The sequence below is a fragment of the Paenibacillus sp. A3M_27_13 genome, assembly GCF_024213315.1.
Lineage (GTDB): Bacteria > Bacillota > Bacilli > Paenibacillales > Paenibacillaceae > Paenibacillus > Paenibacillus polymyxa_B.
In genome coordinates this window covers 84,632-101,260 of sequence record NZ_JANAVE010000012.1, presented here as the reverse complement: position 1 = coordinate 101,260, position 16,629 = coordinate 84,632, and the positions used below count along the sequence as shown (strand labels likewise).

The 16,629-nt window shown below is 44.5% G+C and carries 19 protein-coding genes; 10 read left to right on the top strand and 9 right to left on the bottom strand.

The window, feature by feature from the left end:
- Positions 1 to 54 precede the first annotated feature (54 nt).
- From NLX82_RS25840 to NLX82_RS25830, 3 genes are all read right to left on the bottom strand, one after another.
- Positions 55 to 849, bottom strand: coding sequence for an SDR family oxidoreductase (locus NLX82_RS25840; protein WP_068941384.1), 795 nt, complete (start codon positions 847 to 849; stop codon positions 55 to 57).
- A 161-nt stretch (positions 850 to 1,010) separates the two neighbouring features.
- Positions 1,011 to 1,361, bottom strand: coding sequence for a nuclear transport factor 2 family protein (locus tag NLX82_RS25835; protein ID WP_068941386.1), 351 nt, complete (start codon positions 1,359 to 1,361; stop codon positions 1,011 to 1,013).
- Positions 1,362 to 1,449: 88 nt separating this feature from the next.
- Positions 1,450 to 2,361, bottom strand: a complete 912-nt coding sequence (locus tag NLX82_RS25830) for a helix-turn-helix transcriptional regulator (RefSeq protein WP_023986949.1) — start codon at positions 2,359 to 2,361, stop codon at positions 1,450 to 1,452.
- A 423-nt stretch (positions 2,362 to 2,784) separates the two neighbouring features.
- On the opposite strand from NLX82_RS25830, the gene NLX82_RS25825 reads away from it, so the two are divergent.
- A complete protein-coding gene (locus NLX82_RS25825; RefSeq protein ID WP_028541035.1) occupies positions 2,785 to 3,351 on the top strand; it encodes an NAD(P)H-dependent oxidoreductase in 567 nt (188 codons plus the stop codon).
- A 178-nt stretch (positions 3,352 to 3,529) separates the two neighbouring features.
- Here the strand turns inward: NLX82_RS25825 and NLX82_RS25820 are convergent, their stop codons facing one another.
- From NLX82_RS25820 to NLX82_RS25810, 3 genes are all read right to left on the bottom strand, one after another.
- Complete coding sequence (locus tag NLX82_RS25820) at positions 3,530 to 4,093, bottom strand: hypothetical protein (RefSeq protein WP_193217077.1); 564 nt, start codon at positions 4,091 to 4,093, stop codon at positions 3,530 to 3,532.
- Between the two features lie 219 nt (positions 4,094 to 4,312).
- A complete protein-coding gene (locus tag NLX82_RS25815) occupies positions 4,313 to 4,819 on the bottom strand; it encodes a hypothetical protein (RefSeq protein WP_023986952.1) in 507 nt (168 codons plus the stop codon).
- 419 nt (positions 4,820 to 5,238) lie between these two features.
- The gene (locus NLX82_RS25810; protein ID WP_023986953.1) at positions 5,239 to 5,703 is read right to left on the bottom strand and encodes an AbrB/MazE/SpoVT family DNA-binding domain-containing protein; all 465 of its coding nucleotides are present in this window, start codon (positions 5,701 to 5,703) and stop codon (positions 5,239 to 5,241) included.
- A 321-nt stretch (positions 5,704 to 6,024) separates the two neighbouring features.
- Between NLX82_RS25810 and NLX82_RS25805 the strand changes: the two genes are divergently transcribed.
- Positions 6,025 to 6,600: a hypothetical protein gene (locus tag NLX82_RS25805; protein ID WP_254349247.1), complete on the top strand. Its 576-nt coding sequence runs from the start codon at positions 6,025 to 6,027 to the stop codon at positions 6,598 to 6,600.
- A 115-nt stretch (positions 6,601 to 6,715) separates the two neighbouring features.
- Positions 6,716 to 7,087: a MerR family transcriptional regulator gene (locus tag NLX82_RS25800; RefSeq protein ID WP_013308707.1), complete on the top strand. Its 372-nt coding sequence runs from the start codon at positions 6,716 to 6,718 to the stop codon at positions 7,085 to 7,087.
- A gap of 76 nt (positions 7,088 to 7,163) precedes the next feature.
- Here the strand turns inward: NLX82_RS25800 and NLX82_RS25795 are convergent, their stop codons facing one another.
- Positions 7,164 to 9,164 carry an oxidoreductase gene (locus tag NLX82_RS25795; protein WP_053324616.1) on the bottom strand — a complete coding sequence of 667 codons (2,001 nt, stop codon included), beginning with the start codon at positions 9,162 to 9,164 and terminating at the stop codon, positions 7,164 to 7,166.
- A gap of 207 nt (positions 9,165 to 9,371) precedes the next feature.
- Between NLX82_RS25795 and NLX82_RS25790 the strand changes: the two genes are divergently transcribed.
- Positions 9,372 to 9,965: a TetR/AcrR family transcriptional regulator gene (locus NLX82_RS25790; RefSeq protein ID WP_069080927.1), complete on the top strand. Its 594-nt coding sequence runs from the start codon at positions 9,372 to 9,374 to the stop codon at positions 9,963 to 9,965.
- Positions 9,966 to 10,098: 133 nt separating this feature from the next.
- Positions 10,099 to 10,863: a MerR family transcriptional regulator gene (locus NLX82_RS25785; RefSeq protein ID WP_053324617.1), complete on the top strand. Its 765-nt coding sequence runs from the start codon at positions 10,099 to 10,101 to the stop codon at positions 10,861 to 10,863.
- Positions 10,864 to 10,961: 98 nt separating this feature from the next.
- Here the strand turns inward: NLX82_RS25785 and NLX82_RS25780 are convergent, their stop codons facing one another.
- Positions 10,962 to 11,438, bottom strand: a complete 477-nt coding sequence (locus tag NLX82_RS25780) for a hypothetical protein (RefSeq protein WP_023986958.1) — start codon at positions 11,436 to 11,438, stop codon at positions 10,962 to 10,964.
- A gap of 89 nt (positions 11,439 to 11,527) precedes the next feature.
- Positions 11,528 to 12,007: a GAF domain-containing protein gene (locus NLX82_RS25775; RefSeq protein WP_023986959.1), complete on the bottom strand. Its 480-nt coding sequence runs from the start codon at positions 12,005 to 12,007 to the stop codon at positions 11,528 to 11,530.
- A gap of 341 nt (positions 12,008 to 12,348) precedes the next feature.
- Here NLX82_RS25775 and NLX82_RS25770 point away from each other — a divergent pair, with 341 nt between their 5' ends.
- From NLX82_RS25770 to NLX82_RS25750, 5 genes are all read left to right on the top strand, one after another.
- A complete protein-coding gene (locus NLX82_RS25770; RefSeq protein ID WP_023986960.1) occupies positions 12,349 to 12,654 on the top strand; it encodes a hypothetical protein in 306 nt (101 codons plus the stop codon).
- Between the two features lie 218 nt (positions 12,655 to 12,872).
- Positions 12,873 to 13,469, top strand: a complete 597-nt coding sequence (locus NLX82_RS25765) for a GNAT family N-acetyltransferase (protein ID WP_023986961.1) — start codon at positions 12,873 to 12,875, stop codon at positions 13,467 to 13,469.
- Positions 13,453 to 14,211: an energy-coupling factor transporter transmembrane component T family protein gene (locus NLX82_RS25760; protein ID WP_023986962.1), complete on the top strand. Its 759-nt coding sequence runs from the start codon at positions 13,453 to 13,455 to the stop codon at positions 14,209 to 14,211. Before NLX82_RS25765 ends, NLX82_RS25760 begins: the two co-directional genes overlap by 17 nt.
- Before the next feature lie 157 nt (positions 14,212 to 14,368).
- Positions 14,369 to 14,956 (top strand): ECF transporter S component, encoded by a 588-nt coding sequence (locus NLX82_RS25755; RefSeq protein ID WP_023986963.1) that lies wholly within the window; start codon positions 14,369 to 14,371, stop codon positions 14,954 to 14,956.
- Between the two features lie 56 nt (positions 14,957 to 15,012).
- Complete coding sequence (locus tag NLX82_RS25750; RefSeq protein ID WP_254349246.1) at positions 15,013 to 16,572, top strand: ABC transporter ATP-binding protein; 1,560 nt, start codon at positions 15,013 to 15,015, stop codon at positions 16,570 to 16,572.
- Positions 16,573 to 16,629: the final 57 nt, after the last annotated feature.

Genomic DNA, 16,629 nt, shown 5'->3' with positions numbered 1-16,629 from the left:
ATTAGATGGGCTTTTTTTTCACCTTTTGCGTGATTGTCAGATGAAAATAAAGTTTTAGACCGTTGGAACTGTTCCACCGTCAATATTATATTCACTTCCTGTAATTGAAGCGGCCCGGTCGGATACCAGAAAAGCAACAAGCTCAGCGACTTCTTCTGGTAGTCCTGGACGACCAATTGGAATTCCTCCCAACGAGTCCATCAGTTGCTTTAATGCACTTTCTCGGTCACCTGTCGTCTCAGCAATCCGATCAATCAAACTTTGTGCTGCCTTCGTTTCGATAAAGCCTGGCGCAACTGTATTAATACGAATGCCTTGAGGTGAAAACTGCTTGGATAACCCTTTGCTGTAAGTAGTTAAAGCTGCTTTGGCTGCAGCATAAGCCAATGTTGCATCATATAGCGGCAAGCGACGTTGAATGGATGAAATATGAATAATAACACCGGAACCCTCTTCCACCATAGCCGGCAGCAGTCCACGGTCTAAACGGACGGCAGCAAACAGATTGGCGTTAAAAGTTTGCTGCCAATGCTCGTCTGTCAAGATAAGAGCTCCCCCAGATGGGGCTGACGAGCCTCCAACATTGTTGACAAGAATATCTACACCGCCTAGGCGCTCAAGAACACTGTTTACTACTTTATCTACACCTTCAGGCGTACTAATATCGGCTGGAATAAACAGGTCTGGATTTTCTAAATTAACTGGAGTCGTTCGAGCCGTAGTTATTACGGTAGCACCTGCAGCCGTAAGTCTCTTAGCAATAGCCTCTCCCATTCCTTTGGTACCGCCTGTGACCAAGGCCCTTTTGCCTTTAAACTCACTTAATATGCTTTCTAATTGAAAACTCATGCGAATAATTCCTCCTAATTTTTACAATGTGGTTGAGGAATACCTCTAGGTATCTCCACTCCGAGAATAGAGTTGGAGTTCAGTTTGATCGGTACTCTGTTCACGTATAAAAACAACATAAGCAGGCATATTCGTTTTCCCTTTCTTATTTTTTAATTCCTTTATGGAAGTGTAATAATCAGTTCTTTAATATTATTGTTGTTTACTAGAAATTGATGTTTAAGTAGGAGTGGGTCGGGAAGATTCGATTTATCAAAGTCTCCGTCTACTTTCGCAATTACGACGATGGTATTATTACTGTCATCCATATCCACGATCTCGAAGGTGACATTCGGCTCCAATATTTCTGCTTCACACCATGATTTTATGGCTTCCATACCTTTGATTTCGCGATGATTATCCAAGATCAACGCATCTTTATCGAAAGCGGAAGTAAATACTTCAAGCTGGGATTTGTTCGCTGATGTAAAGTAAGTTTCTACTGCCGGTGGCATGGTTTTATGTGGATTCATTAATCCTTCAACCTCCTATGGTGAGTATGTTGTGAGCGATAACTTCAAACTCATCATAGCAGTAATAATATGACTACATGGTGTCATATTATAGAGGATCATTTAAATTTCTTTTCATCGTTTCTAAATGAGACAATATTCTTGTACGTACTTGTTCGGGGCTAACCTCTATAAGGAGGGGACCAAAGGACAGCAGATAACTGTCCAGCCAATTGCCTACAGGAAATTGTGCCGTGACGGTATAAGAGCCGTCTTCCTTCTGAGTAATTGTTTTCTCGGCAAATTCATCGTATACGCGGTAAGCTCCTTGAGCAGAAATGTGAAGAGTTACTTCAATGGTATGAAGCAAGTCGTTCATCTTTGTATCTGTAGATGCTACGACCGTTCTTGGCTCATAACTAATTTCGGTAACTGCAATCTCTTTCATTCGGCTAATCTTAAATACACGATGACTTTCGGTATTTAAACAGTAACCTTCCACATACCAGGATTTATCTTTAAACAAGAGCTTGGCAGGTTCGACGCTACGATAACTCTGTTCCCCGGCGACGTTATAATAGCGGAACTTTATAACACGGTTTGTGATTATTGCGTTGCGTATAAGAGTGAATAGCTGTCTCTGGCTGTTTTGGCTTCCCCATGGCGAAAAATCTACTTCGATCCAGTTTCCCATGTCTTTTTTAAAAAGCCTACTCAACTTGTTTAGCACTTCTTCTACCTGTGGGATGGTAGCTGTAGCCACACTCTGAAGGGCCATTAAGATATCATCTTGTTCCTGCTCGGACAGTAAAGAGGTGTTAAAGACATAACCCTCCATCAATGATATTCCGCCACCCTTGCCTCTACTGCTGTAGATGGGAATCCCAGCTGCGCTTAAGGCATCTATGTCCCGATAAATCGTTCGTGTGGAAACCTCAAAATGCTCTGCCAATTCATCAGCAGTCACTTTTTTCTTATGGAGTAACATATAAACGATTTCAAAATGTCTGCTTAACGGCATACGCTTCACCTCTCTCAGTAGCATACAACTTATAATATGACATTATAAAGTCATATTAAGTGATTGCTTGACATCACACCATGATGGACATCAATCTGTTTAAAACCAACTGGGGGACTTAATTTACTTTGAACAGCGATAATAACACTGTTTTGGGATCAGACCTTTTTACAATCTTTTATATAAAGTTGAACAAAAAGCACTTGTAAAGTAAAAAGGAATATACTATACTGAGGCCAATCATTAGTAATTGATCAATCACTAACTAAGCAACGGAGGTGATATTCATGAGCAGGATACCGCTAAAGTTTACTCAAACGTATCTTTATCCGAACTATGGATTGAGCATATTCAGTTGATTGAAGGAGTACGTAGTTAAGTAATTGATCAATCACTTATTTTAAAGTAAATGGAGGAGAGAACATGAAGCATCTTATTATTTACGCACATCCATCCGAGGGAAGCTTTAATCATGCAATTTTGACCACAGCAGTCGAGGGGCTAAAGCAAAAAGGACATGATGTGGTTGTTCGTGATCTATATGCAATCAACTTTCAACCTGTGATTAGCAGCAGCGAGGTCATTGAAGGAATCGGAGAAGATGTTGTACGGGAACAGGAATTTTTGCAATGGGCAGAGGTAATCACCTTTATTTATCCTATTTGGTGGACGGGGATGCCAGCTATTATGAAGGGGTATATTGACCGTGTATTCTCTTATGGATTTGCTTATAAATATGTAAATGGAGTGCAGATGGGAATGCTCAAGGGAAAGAAAGCTATTATCCTCAATACGCAAGGAAAATCACATGCGGAATATGCTAGCAATGGCATGGATCAAGCACTTCGCTTGACGTCCGACAAAGGTATATTTGAATACTGTGGGCTTGACGTCATGTATCATCTGTTCTTCGAGTCGGTACCCCAATCCGATGAGGATACACGTAAAGTGTGGCTTCGCCAGATTGCAGACATGGCCAGCAAAGCCTAATGGAAATATGTTTAGGAGCAGAGGATTAAGAATTAGGGGAATCGAAGTAGCCAGTGGCTAATCCAAAAGGCATCGCGTGCATTTGCAGGCGACGCCTTTTTGTTTGGTCCAATATTGAATGTGTTCCAATCGACACTCGCTCATGGCAAGCGGCAATTGCTACAATAAGGGTTGGATATTAGTTTTTCCGATTTTTCCGATTAGCGCTACGAGATCCACCGGAAGGCCACTGTGATCCACCACCTTGACCATGTTGAGGCCACCACTGCGACCCACCGCCCTGACCATGTTGAGGCCACCACTGTGATCCACCACCCTGACCGCCGCCTTGACCATGTTGAGGCCACCACTGCGACCCACCGCCCTGACCACCGCCTTGACCATGAGGAGGCCACTGCGATCCACCGCCCTGACCGCCGCCCTGACCATGTTGAGGCCACCACTGTGATCCACCACCTTGATGACCGCCCTGACCACTGCTTTGTCCTGGAATAGAAGGCATACTTGGATAAGGGCCTTGTGCCTGACTGATTTGAGTTACATCAATATATGATTGTGTACCATTAGGATATAGCACTAACATTGATTTGTTAGCGGGATCTACGCTTTTTACAAAAGCAACGATCTGTTGACCATTCACAGTAAATATCCCCCATAAATTAACAAAATTGCTCACTTCAGTAGTGGTCGCGAAATGTGGTTGTAACGGCCCCATCGAACGATGAGAAGAATGTTTAGACAAGGTGTGTATCTCTCCTTTAGATTGAATTTTGTGACATCATATGTGCAAACGTACTTGTTGGAATGGGCAATGTTGCTACAAGATATTTTTTTGGAAAAATTCATTGTCCCAAAAAAGTGTGCTTTTAGCGACTACTAAAAACATACCTTTACGAATGAAAAGCATTTGGTTTATAGCATCATGGATGAAATCGAGATAAATGCATCTTAGAGAATTTAGTTAATCAATTGAAACAATTTGCCATGCACCATCTTTATCTTTTTCTAAATAGAAGGTATATCGTATATCGGGTGAATATCCTTCTTCATTATTCAGCCGTTCCCCTACAATGGGTATCAATATCCGATTATTTTCTTTCATAGCTTCAGCAATACCAGTAAACTTCACCGGATGATCGAAGAGGTAATCGTGACCTGTTCCAACGTCTGGACCGAGCGCAGCATGGAATTGATCCAAATCTTTTGACACGAAGGCAGCTATTGCTGCTTTGAGTTTTGCTATCATGGCATCCTCAATTAGAGGGTCTTTAACATCATTCCATTTGATCTCGTCCAAGTTTTGCAGGGCGGCTGGTTGATCTGTTTCTTCTTTTACTACCGTTTCTGAGGTTGTTGGTATTGTTCCATTAGTAGATGTATCCGTTGTTTCCTGCTTTCCACAACCAGCAAACACACTTACACTTACGGAAAATATAAGAATAGAAATAATTTGAGCAGGTCTGTTCATATTAGATTCACCCATCCTTATTTACAACCATATGTAAAAACAGTTTTACTTTTTTTGTGATAAATCATAGTTGTAAAATTTTTTTTACATTATTGGGGTTAAAGTGGATTAATTGAAAAATAACATTAGAAGTGTGTGGTGGTTTACTATAGAAAAATGAATAAATAAATGAAATGACCTTCTCTAATTAAAGAAGGTCATTTTTTAATTCAGGAACCATTATTAAATGTAGCACAGCCTTCTGCTTATAGGCGTTCTCGCTTGCAAGTCATTCACTAGTTCTTTATACCTAGTGTGGAATTTTCGTATGGACGTTCATGCGTTTTGTCGGTTAGCTATGATGCTGCGTATCACGGTTCAAAAGTAGCTGCACATGATGAAATCTCTGGTGTATATCTATGTAGGGTATCAAGCTGTAGTTAGAGCATTTTTTTGAGCTGGGATATACGGGCTTGGGAAACCTCAAGTATTTTGGCATATTCGTGCTGTGCTGCATTGGGGTGTTTTTGCATTAATTCTTTTAGACTTTCGATCATCTGTTGTGTCGATCGCCGCAGACGTTTGGACTCTTTATTAGATCGTTGTGAGTTGGATAAAGCTGACTTGGCTGGTCTTAGGATAGGGCTAAAATGTATTCCCTTTTTTAAACTTTCAATACATTCCCCGCAAATAAAGCTGTCTCTAAAATAAGTTAATTGTTCTGTTGAACCACACATTTTACACGTCACCCCAGTATATTTTCGAAAGGCGAGAATACCAGTTTCCTCATCTGCAAAAATCTCAACAGGATCACCCACATTATAATCCATGGAAATTCGCATTTCTTTGGGGATAACGATACGGCCTAACGCATCTAGGGGACGTGTCATACCTGTACTTTTCAAATGATAACCTCCTTTTTTATATCCTTATAATACTAAATAGTTATGATAAAAAAGAATAGGCTTAGAGAAGCAATCGCATATATTTAGTAAACTGTTGAAAAGTATACAATTAATTTCCAAAATATGTTTTGTTATTGGGGGAAACGTGTTGAGGAGATTATAAAGAATTTCCGATATATATTCATAAAGAATATTCTAGTTGGCAATGAAATTGTTAGTAACACGGGATAAGGAGCTGTGAATTACATATGAGAATATTTCAGTTTTGGAAGAAGAATAAGAAAGCTGTAGTGGCAATCGATTTGGATACTGCTATTCGGTGTGTACGATTGGACGCAGTATAAGGCGGTGCGGATACTAACTCGATTAGCACGTGAAGGTCTTCAGACCGACCAGATTGTGGACGATATTATCAGCCATGTCGACGATTTTCGTTATGAGGCACAGATGCCCACGTTCTATTTTCTGTCTGGACTGACGGGCAATAAGAAGGTTGCTTCGCTGCTGCAAAGGCATTTCCTTGAGAATCTGGAATACGATCCGATTGATGCCTTTGATATTTTCGAGAATTTGTACCGTTGTTCGCCGGATGTTGCCATGAGGCATGCCGATTTTCTCAAAGCAATTGCCCGTGGTGAAGGGTTAGAAGGCCGTTCTCCCTTGCTGGATGGAGCTATAGGGACTACCGATGGGAATGGCAAGCAAGAGTACCACTGGCCCGACGATGAACCTGTCGAAGAGCATCACCAATTACGAGCTGCCATATTTTATTATCGGCTGTACCCTCTGGATGAGGAGGTTAATGGGCTGTTGGATCATTGGGAAGTGAACCATCCGGAGGAGAATGTTAGGAGTTGTATTGGGAAATTGAGAGAAGAAGGACAGGGAGAGGGCTAGCTTTTCTGCTAGACGAATATCGGAATCTTAATTTTGCACTCTTTACTATGAAAACTTATACTTATCGTTAAAGCTGACTTGAAGAGAAATTAAAAGAACGAGGAGGGGAATAACCATGTACTCCATTAAAGAAGTTCAAATCAAGAGCGGATTGCCCGCATCTACCCTTCGTTATTATGAAAAAGAAGGCATATTACCTGATGTCGGTCGGGATGAAGGTGGAAGAAGGGTATATACCGAAAAACAAATCGATTGGATTAGGTTCCTTATGGCTATGAAAGATACAGGGATGACTATTGAAGAAATTAAGGCATACCTTGAGCTAAATGTAAAAGGAGAAGCCACAATCCAAGAGAGAAGAGATTTCCTTGTAGCCCACAAAAAGAAAGTGGAAGCACATGTGGCACAAACGCAGCACAATTTGGAGAAAATTATTCAAAAGATAGCTTTTTATGATCATGTGGTTATGGGGAAAAGCCTCTCTTAACTAAGCAATTGCTGCAAAGGTAAAAAAGCCAAAGCCGCCTGCTTACATAGTAAACGGCTTTGGAGGTAGCGGGGTACTATATATTTCTAGTAACCTCATAGGCGTCCCAGACAGCATACATAATATTTTGTACTTGCTTGGCATCGCCGATTAAGTAGGACTCGGAAACCTCATTTTGGATGTCTTCATAAAGCGATTGCTGAGGAGTATATCCTACAGCCAGAATCGCTGAATCTGCGTTTAGAATCGTTTCTTCACCATCTTTATTTTGAAGAACGAATTCTTGATCGTTGGCATCGACAATTTTGGCGTTGGTCAGGAGATGGATATCCTTGTATGCAACAAGGTCACGCAGCATATCTTCATTTGCATGGCACAGGGGGCCGCCGACGGTTAAAATATCTTCTTGCATTTCCACCAGCGTTACTTTTTTACCTTGATCAGCAAGCCAAAGTGCAGTTTCGCATCCCACAAGCCCACCTCCGACAATTACGGTGGAAGCACCGGGATCTTTTTTCCCAAGCAAAACTTCTTCTGCGGAATACACCTTAGTAGATGTACCAATGGAGAAGGTTTTGGGAGAGGAGCCGGTAGCAAAAATAACAACATCTGCTGCATATTCATTTACGGTAGTCCGATTAACCTCGGTATTCAATTGGACGTCAACTTTTAAATCCTTTAGCTCCCCTTCATACCAGGTCGCAAGTAAATGATCGTCTTCTTTGAAGTCTGGAATTCCACCCGGGATCAGATTACCTCCCAATCGGTTATTTTTATCGAATAAGGTAACGTGGTGTCCGCGAATAGCAGCTACACGGGCAGCTTCACATCCTGCGGGTCCTCCACCGATCACCAAGACTTTTTTGGACTGATCTGCTTTTCCGAGTGCATAGTCTTTTTCTCTGCCGCAAGCCGGATTAACGGCACATGAAATCGTTGCAAAAGATGCCAATCGACCCATGCAGCCCTCCTGGCAGGAGAGGCAAGGACGAATCTTTTCTATTTTCCCGGCCTTGATTTTGTTGGGGATGTCAGCATCAGCCAACAATGGCCGACCCAGTGCAATCATATCGGTTTTTCCTTCACGTATAGCCTTGCTGGCCAAGTCTGGATTATCCAATCTGCCAGCAGTAATGACAGGTACCTTTAGAATGGTTTTTAAAATTTTGTTATAAGGAAGATAGAGTCCTTTTTCCTGATACATTGGTGGATGTGCCCAATACCATGAATCGTACGAACCAACATCACCATTAAAAGCATCATATCCAGCTTCCTCTAATATTTTGGCCGCTTCAATTCCTTCTTCAATATCCCGTCCCTGTTCCTGAAACTCTTCGCCTGGCAATCCACCCTGACGCCAATCTTTAATAAAGCTTTTGATGCTGTATCGAAGAGATACCGGGAAATCCTGTCCACATTCGGCTTTGATGGCTTGGACGATCTCTATGGCAAATCTTAAGCGGTTTCTCAGATTTCCGCCGTATTGGTCTTTCCGATGGTTAAAGAAAGAAATCGCAAATTGATCCAGTAAATAGCCTTCATGAACCGCATGGATTTCAATACCGTCAAAGCCTGCCTTTTTGGCAATAGCCGCAGATTCCGCAAATTTTCTGACGTAGGTGTGAATTTCATCGATAGTTAGCTCACGACAGATTACATCGGGAAGCCAGCGATGAGGGATAGGAGAGGGAGCGACAGCCGTTTTACCTACAATTGAAGGGATGCTTACCCGTCCAAAGCCTGCGGATAATTGTAGAAATATTTTTGTGCCGTATGCATGAATCCGCTCCGTCATCATTTTACCCGTTTTAACAAAATTTAAGGGGTTTAGAGTAGGGCAGGGCATTGATGGCAGGGCACATTTCTCAATTTCATTCTCAACCATCGTTACACCTGTAATGAGCAGTCCTGTCCCGCCTTTTGCCCGTTCAACATAATATTCGACGCCGCGCTCATTAAAGGTGCCATCGGCATCACAAAGCCCACCAGGGCCCATGGGAGCCATGACAAACCGATTTTTAATTTCTAGTTTTCCAATTTTCATAGGCTCAAATAAAATTCGATGCTCTTCTTTCATAACAATGCCTCCTAATTATGAATCGACCATTTCAATGAATCCATTCAGTGAATGAATTCATTGAATGGATTCAGTATAGGACGGTAGTGGACATTATTATGTGATTGTTTTCACAATTAAACAAAACAGCATTTCTTATTATAATTAAGTAACATGGACAAGGCATCGAGGATAGGAATGTTTAGAATAGAAAGGAAGAGTAGGTAAATGCCAAACCAACAATTGAGTGGACGAAAGCTGCAAAGCCTGCAGACTAAAAAAAATATATATAACAGTACATTAGAGCTAATGCATGAAAAGAGTCTGGAAAAAATTAAAATTGAGGATATCTGCCGGAGGGCCGGAGTGTCTGTGGGCTCATTTTATAATCATTTCAAGACTAAAAGTGATATTTTGGTGGAGATGTATGCGCAGGCGGATGGCTACTTTGAATTGAAATTTAAGAATGAACCACCTTCAGAAAGTATTGTGCAGGATATTATTCAATATTTTGAAGTTTATGCGGAATATAATCAGAATATTGGTTTAGAGACGGTGAAACAGTTATATACAACTAATAACAAGCTTTTCATTACTAAGGGTCGTGATATGCAAAATATACTTCAACAGATTATAGAGAGAGGACAAGCTGCAGGAGAGTTGGATCAAAGCATGACATCCGAAGAGATGACAGACTACTTATTTATTGCAGCTCGTGGGGTCATGTACAACTGGTGTCTTCATGATGGCGACTCGAATTTAATTGTAAATATGCGTGAATATATGAGTCGTCTGATCACGATCTTTAAACAAAAGAATTGATTGTATCCTTGTCACAGGGACGGTTCATCACACGCTTAACGGGTAAAAGTGTAGTACCAAGGTGGGCAAGTGGGGGTGTTGACTCTCACGCCACGTGAGACACTAGACTGTCAAGCAAGGGAGGTGAAGCGGAATGGCCTATACGGTAAAGGAAGTATCTAATCTGTCGGGAATCAGCGTACGAACTTTGCATTATTATGATGAAATCGGATTGCTGAAACCGCATCATATTGGAAATAATGGATATCGCTATTACGAACAGGAACAACTTTTGAGGCTTCAGCAAATCATGGTGTACAGGGAACTGGATTTGCCTTTATCTGAAATTGGAAAGGTGCTGGAGCAAACCAAGGAACAAAAAGCTGAAGTTTTACAGGAGCATCGAGCCAAGGTCGAGGCCAAAGTCTTCCGCTTGCATACTCTCCTACAGACCATCGACGAAACGGTGGCTCATTTGAAAGGGGAACAAGCAATGAAACCAGAGCACATGTACCAAGGGTTTAACCCGGAAAAGCAGGAAATGTACGAACGTGATTTGACAGACCGTTATGGTCAAGAGGCTCAGGAAACAATTCAGGAAAGCAAGACGGCGACAAAGAACTGGAGCAAAGAGGATTATTTGGATTCACAGGCAGAGGCTGATCAGATTCATCGGCAGCTGGCTGAAGCCATGAATAAAGGATTGAAGCATAATAGTGAAGAAGTACAGGCGCTGATCCGCCGTCATCTTCAATGGGTAAGCCGATTCTATACTCCTACAGCAGAAATTTATAGCGGGCTGGGAGACTTGTATGTGGAGCATGAGGATTTCAGTAAAATGTATGAAGGCTATCGCCCCGGACTAGCTGAGTATTTGCGAGACGGGATGAAGGTTCTAGCCGAACGGGAATTAAATTAACAAAGCGGGGAAGAAGGGCTGTAAAAGGTCTGAAAAAGAGGTGAACAACAAGCCAATTCCGATGGCCTGCTGTTCACCCTTTTTGTGTGTAGAGCAGTTTACATGCTGCTTTGTGTCGCTCTCATGCCTTGCTGGCTGTTGTTTCCGTACTGCTGCATGCCACTACCGCTTACATAATGCTGTCCAGTCGTCCCCATGTGTTGCGGGAAGCTGTGATTCATGTGGCTTCCTGCATTATAGGAGGATGGTTGCATACTGCGTGAGGCGTAGCTATCGCCAAATCCGGGCTGAGTCATTTGACTGCTGGAACGGATGGAGTTTTCCAACTGACTACACAGTTGAATAACTTGCTGGTACTGCTGCATAGCCTGCTGGTGATGCTGAATTGCAGTTTGGATCATTTGAGCTGCACTTCGTTCACGTTGCACCAGGCTTTCAAGACTGGATGCATTTTGTTGTTCCTGTTGCAGCAACTGCTGATACATGGCAGTTCCTTGCTGTGTTTGTTGTACCAATTGCTGCATGATTTGTTCACATTGATGAAGTTGTTGTTGTGGAGCCATGTTGTTGTACATGAATTATCAATCTCCTTCGCCGCATAGTTTTGGGTTTCAGACCCTCATATATTGTGGCGAAGGGAGACCATATATATGCACAATTTTGGTTACAAGCTAGACACCAGAATAGCCGTAAATTCCTCTAGGAATACACGATCTTCGTGATCAAAGCGGCCTTTTAGCGGGCTGTCAATGTCCAGCACTCCAATCAGTTCCCCATTCTTGACAAGGGGAATAACAATTTCACTATTGGAAGCAGCGTCACAGGCGATATGTCCTGGAAACGCATGCACATCATCTACAACAAGTGTTCGTTGCTCAGCTGCTGCGGTACCGCATACGCCACGTCCCAATGGAATCCGTATACATGCAGGTAAGCCCTGGAAAGGACCAAGTACAAGCTCAGTACCATCATAAAGATAGAAGCCGCTCCAGTTAATATCTGGAAGGAAATGACCAAGTAGTGCTGAAGCATTCGCCAGATTGGCAATGGTATTGGATTCATCATGAATAAGTGCCCGGAGTTGTCCGAGAACCGATTCGAATTGTTCATGACGTGTGCCCTCGTAAGGTATGGTTTGAAACATGTAGAGTTCACGCTCCTAACATTAAATTTTTACATTAACTGTTGTATATATCGTCAAAAATAGGTAATTATGCAATTCGCTTTTACCATTGGTTAATTAATTTAAGATATAACGATTGTATATATTCAGTCAAGTGAAAAATCACTCTGTAACCTTTTGGTATCTCCGTACTCTAACCTCTGTACAGAATCATTTTGGGAAGGGGATAAGCTATACGTTTTAGCGGGGCAAACAGTATAGAAAGTAATCCAGCAAGGGTTGCCCTCATCTGTTTCCAGCTTATCCTCTATGGGTAAAAACAGTGTAACATGGTTGGCCTAGGCCAGGGAGGAGTTGCAATTATGCATGCAGATGTTCAGAACTTGTTTATCCGTATACAGATGCTTTCTTATGCACATCAGAACGATCTCACGGTAAGAGATATTCAACCTGTGTTGGAAGAACGCGGTTACCGTGTAGGAGAACGTGAGGTCAAGCAGGAGCTTGAAAACTTGACGCAGGAAAACTTTCTGACACCGCATGATGATATGTTTAGCATTACCGGTGCAGGGATCGATGAATTACAGGAAATTCAGTCGATGCTAGGCGTACTGTACAAGGATGTTGTGAAGAAACCGACTCGCACCACTACCCGAGTCTCTTCTTAAAGGCTTAGAGGCTCGATAATTTTGATTCGGAAGACAAGCTCGCACAGTTTAATCTCTTATAATATAGAAGATGCCCTTCTAATTCCTAATCCTAGGAACAGGAGGGCTATTTATATATTTAAGCTTCTCAGCTTTAAATAAGGTTGTGTTTGTTAAAGGTGTATGCTTAAATGTAGCGTATATTTATTGTCATTTTAATGTTGGAAGGATGATTGAACATGTGTGCATATGCATGTAAGGGGCATATACCACCGCTGGAAAGTCCGCGTCTTCGGCTGCGAAGGATGGAAAGCGGGGATGCGGCTACGATGTTCGCTTGCTGGTCTGACCCGGAGGTTCACCGTTATATGAACCTTTCTGGTATGTCAGGACGTGAGGATGCAGAGGATATGATTGAGTTGTTGAATGAGCTGGCGAAGACGGAGGATGCGCTGCGCTGGGGAATAGAACTGAAGGAGAATGGGAAGTTGATTGGAAGCTGTGGGTTTAATTATTGGCAGACGGAGGGAGCTTATAAAGCCGAGATTGGTTATGAGATAGCCAAGCCTTATTGGCGACAGGGTTACATGACCGAGGCGCTACGCTTGGTGCTGTCATTCGGGTATAACACGATTCGGTTGAATCGGATCGAAGCGCTGGTGGACCCGCGTAATACAGGCTCGCAAGCCCTGCTGTCCTCGATGGGCTGGACACAGGAAGGACTGTTGCGGCAGGTACAGCATACATCTACAGGCTTTAAGGATATGCTGATGTATTCTTTACTGCATGAAGAATGGCTCAGACTGGAGGCACAACGAAATGCTGTTTCAGTATAACGGCGGTTCGTCGCCGCTGCACAGGCTAGGGCCGTTAAGTAAGCTAATATGGGTGGGGTGCTTTAGCCTCCTGTCAATGGCTTGGGATTCGACGCTGCGGGAAGCAGCACTCTTGGCTGTACTGATTGCTGTGGCTGGCTTGGGCGCACGTTTGACCTTAGCACGCCAACTTCGGGCTATGTCGTTCCTGATTGGTTTAGGTATCCCGTATTTTATACTGTCTATCCTAGCGATTCGAGAAGGACATACCGTGGCTTCATGGGGACCCATTGTCATTACAGCAGAGGGACTGGATATCGCAGGGGCGTTAACGTTGCGGATTTTTGTGTTGTTTTTGGCATCTTATATCTATCTCTCGACGACGGATCCCCGAGATTTTGTGCAGGCATTGAATCTGCGCTTGCGTGTTCCTTATCGGTTTGCGTTCGGTATTTCAGTGGCACTGACGTTTCTCCCCTTATTGGAAGAAGAAGGGCGAACAATTATGGCAGCACGGCGTGTTCGTGGACAGGAACCACCACGAGGGTGGGGCAATCGGTTATCATGGTGGAGCGGGTATGCGGCTGCCGTGTTGGTGAATGCTGTAAGACGGGTTCAGCAGACGGCGCTGGCTATGGAGGGCAAAGGTTTCGGCGCTTATGCAGAACGGACATATCTTCGTACACTGAACAATGGGCGTGTAGGCAACTTATGTGCTGTGACTGCTGTATTAACTACGGCTGTTTTATGGTGGAGCTTATAAAGTGAAGCCTCTTATTTTTGTTCTTATTGTCAACCTGTAAAATATAATTAGGTTGACAATAAGGCTGCAAATGAATACATTTATACAGTAGCAGCTTGTACAAGGATCAGAGCTGTAATCTTATAGATTAGATAGGGAGAGGAGTCAAGAAATACATATGAAGGAATCTCGTATGTTTGCAAAGTTTACAACGCTGGATATCGTACTCATGGCGATGCTGGCCACGTTGAACGGCGTCATGACCGTGTATTTGTCGCTCATTAACAAAACATTAAACAGTCTGGGAGGGCCTATCGCAACTTCCGCTATTGTCGGGCTGTACATGATATACGGCTTGTTGGCCTATTATATTATTCGTAAGCCGGGTACGGCGGTTATTGCTTATGCATTTGGCGCGGTAGTGCAGTCTTTTATGGGCTCCGCCTATGGAATTGCTTCTATTATCGCGGCGGCTGTCTGCTATATGATTGCGGCTGAGTTGGTATTTGCCTTGTTGCGGTATCGGCGCTGGAACGCAGTTTCGCTGATGCTAGTGGGTGGGGCTATGGTTCCGCTGTGGTTTATTGTCGCAGCCAATATGTTTGGCTATATGCATTGGGGGTGGAAGGTGCTGACGATTGCACTGGTCGTTCGTATCCTGAGCGGCATTGTCCTGTGCGGTCTGCTGACGAAAGTGCTGGGCGATGCCTTAAATCGTACGGGACTGTTAAAACGGTTTGAACTGGGACGCGCTTCACGTGCATAGCCGTGGCTATGCATGTGGTTATATCTTCAACAATGGGGATCGAGGATATTTCAGTTATGATTGAACATAGCGATTATAATTCTAGCCGTAAAATAGCCGTATCCTTGAAGAATTTTGGCTATCGGTATGATGATCAGGTAGAGCCAGCGTTACATGGTCTGACACTGGACATTGCGGTGGGTGAGCATGTAGCCATTGTCGGAGCTAGTGGAAGTGGAAAGTCTACGCTATGTCAGCTGCTTCATGGTGGATTGTCCCGTTCCGGTGAGGGCGAACGGACAGGGGAGCTGACCGTGTACGGGATGGACCCCGATATCGCTGATCTGGCTACTGTCGCCACCACTGTTGGCGTCGTGCTTCAGGACCCGGATGCCCAGCTGGTGCAGGGAATCGTCGAAGATGAGATTGCTTTTGGGCCGGAGAACCTGCGCGTGCCTCCGGCAGAAATAGCGCAGCGCATTGCTACTGCGCTGGAAGCCGTCGGCCTAGCTCCCGAGCGCGACTCCTTCGTGCGGCGCCTCTCGGGAGGCCAGCGCCAACGCACCGCGATTGCTGCGGTACTGGCGTTGGAAGCGCCGCTGGTCGTGTTCGACGACGCAGCTGCGCAGTTGGACCCGCCGGCTGTATGCGACTTCGTAGAGTTATGTCGGCGGCTCCATGCGGCAGGCCGGACGGTGGTTACCGCGTCCGGCCGCATAGACGATGGCGTGCGGGCAGCGCAGCGCGTCATCGTCTTGAAGGGCGGGACCGTACAACTACAGGGTCCGCCCGAAACGCTGCTGCGCGAGCATGGTGCGCAGCTGGTCGCCTTGGGGCTGCTCCCCTCTCCCGCAGGGAGGGGAGACATGCCGGGTGAGCCGGAGGTGAATCCCGGCTCAGCGGCAGACCGCGCTGGGCAGCCGTTGTTGGAGGTGAAGGGATTGACCTTCACCTATCCCGGTAGCCAGCGGGCAGCGCTAAAGGGCGTGAGCCTAGCTTTTGCGCCCGGTGAACGAGCCGTGCTGCTGGGTGAGAACGGCTCGGGTAAAACCACGCTCGGCAAGTTGCTCATGGGCTTGCTCCCAGCACCGAAGGGGTGCATGCGGTGGGAGGGGCAGGATATGGCGAAGCTGCCAATTCACCAGCTGGCTGCCGGAATCGGCTATGTGTTCCAGCAGCCAGAGCACCAGTTTGCAGCTGCAACGGTGTGGGAGGAGTGTTTATACAGCGTGCGCGCCAAGCTTGGTTTACGGACCGGGGAGCCGGTTCCCGCCGCATATGTGGAACGGGCGCAGCGCTTACTGGCCGCCGCCAGGCTGGAGCACAGACTGGATGCCTCCCCGTACCTACTAAGTGGAGGCGAAAAAAGACTGTTGAGCGTTGCGGCACAGTTCATCTTGCCCAAAAAGCTATACATTCTGGATGAGCCTACCGCAGGAACGGATTACGAAGGGGCGAGAATTCTGCTCCGTATGTGCACAGAGCAGTCTGCCGAAGGTGCGGCTTTTCTGGTCATCACCCACGATATGCAGGTGGCTGAAAGCTTTGCCAGCGATGTTCTGTGCATGGAAGAGGGTCATCTCTATAAAGTGGAAAATAGTGAGATTTATCATACGATTACAGTTGACAAAAATTAACGACATGTAGACAATAATATATATACATCGTACAAAACAGGCGGCCTATATAGGCCG

Bases quoted from the DNA above. Each gene is read 5' to 3' on its own strand.
- NLX82_RS25840 (WP_068941384.1), bottom strand. From the start codon at position 849: ATGAGTTTTCAATTAGAAAGCATATTAAGTGAGTTTAAAGGCAAAAGG.
- NLX82_RS25835 (WP_068941386.1), bottom strand. From the start codon at position 1,361: ATGAATCCACATAAAACCATGCCACCGGCAGTAGAAACTTACTTTACA.
- NLX82_RS25830 (WP_023986949.1), bottom strand. From the start codon at position 2,361: ATGCCGTTAAGCAGACATTTTGAAATCGTTTATATGTTACTCCATAAG.
- NLX82_RS25825 (WP_028541035.1), top strand. From the start codon at position 2,785: ATGAAGCATCTTATTATTTACGCACATCCATCCGAGGGAAGCTTTAAT.
- NLX82_RS25815 (WP_023986952.1), bottom strand. From the start codon at position 4,819: ATGAACAGACCTGCTCAAATTATTTCTATTCTTATATTTTCCGTAAGT.
- NLX82_RS25800 (WP_013308707.1), top strand. From the start codon at position 6,716: ATGTACTCCATTAAAGAAGTTCAAATCAAGAGCGGATTGCCCGCATCT.
- NLX82_RS25795 (WP_053324616.1), bottom strand. From the start codon at position 9,164: ATGAAAGAAGAGCATCGAATTTTATTTGAGCCTATGAAAATTGGAAAA.
- NLX82_RS25790 (WP_069080927.1), top strand. From the start codon at position 9,372: ATGCCAAACCAACAATTGAGTGGACGAAAGCTGCAAAGCCTGCAGACT.
- NLX82_RS25785 (WP_053324617.1), top strand. From the start codon at position 10,099: ATGGCCTATACGGTAAAGGAAGTATCTAATCTGTCGGGAATCAGCGTA.
- NLX82_RS25780 (WP_023986958.1), bottom strand. From the start codon at position 11,438: ATGTACAACAACATGGCTCCACAACAACAACTTCATCAATGTGAACAA.
- NLX82_RS25775 (WP_023986959.1), bottom strand. From the start codon at position 12,007: ATGTTTCAAACCATACCTTACGAGGGCACACGTCATGAACAATTCGAA.
- NLX82_RS25770 (WP_023986960.1), top strand. From the start codon at position 12,349: ATGCATGCAGATGTTCAGAACTTGTTTATCCGTATACAGATGCTTTCT.
- NLX82_RS25765 (WP_023986961.1), top strand. From the start codon at position 12,873: ATGTGTGCATATGCATGTAAGGGGCATATACCACCGCTGGAAAGTCCG.
- NLX82_RS25760 (WP_023986962.1), top strand. From the start codon at position 13,453: ATGCTGTTTCAGTATAACGGCGGTTCGTCGCCGCTGCACAGGCTAGGG.
- NLX82_RS25755 (WP_023986963.1), top strand. From the start codon at position 14,369: ATGAAGGAATCTCGTATGTTTGCAAAGTTTACAACGCTGGATATCGTA.
- NLX82_RS25750 (WP_254349246.1), top strand. From the start codon at position 15,013: ATGATTGAACATAGCGATTATAATTCTAGCCGTAAAATAGCCGTATCC.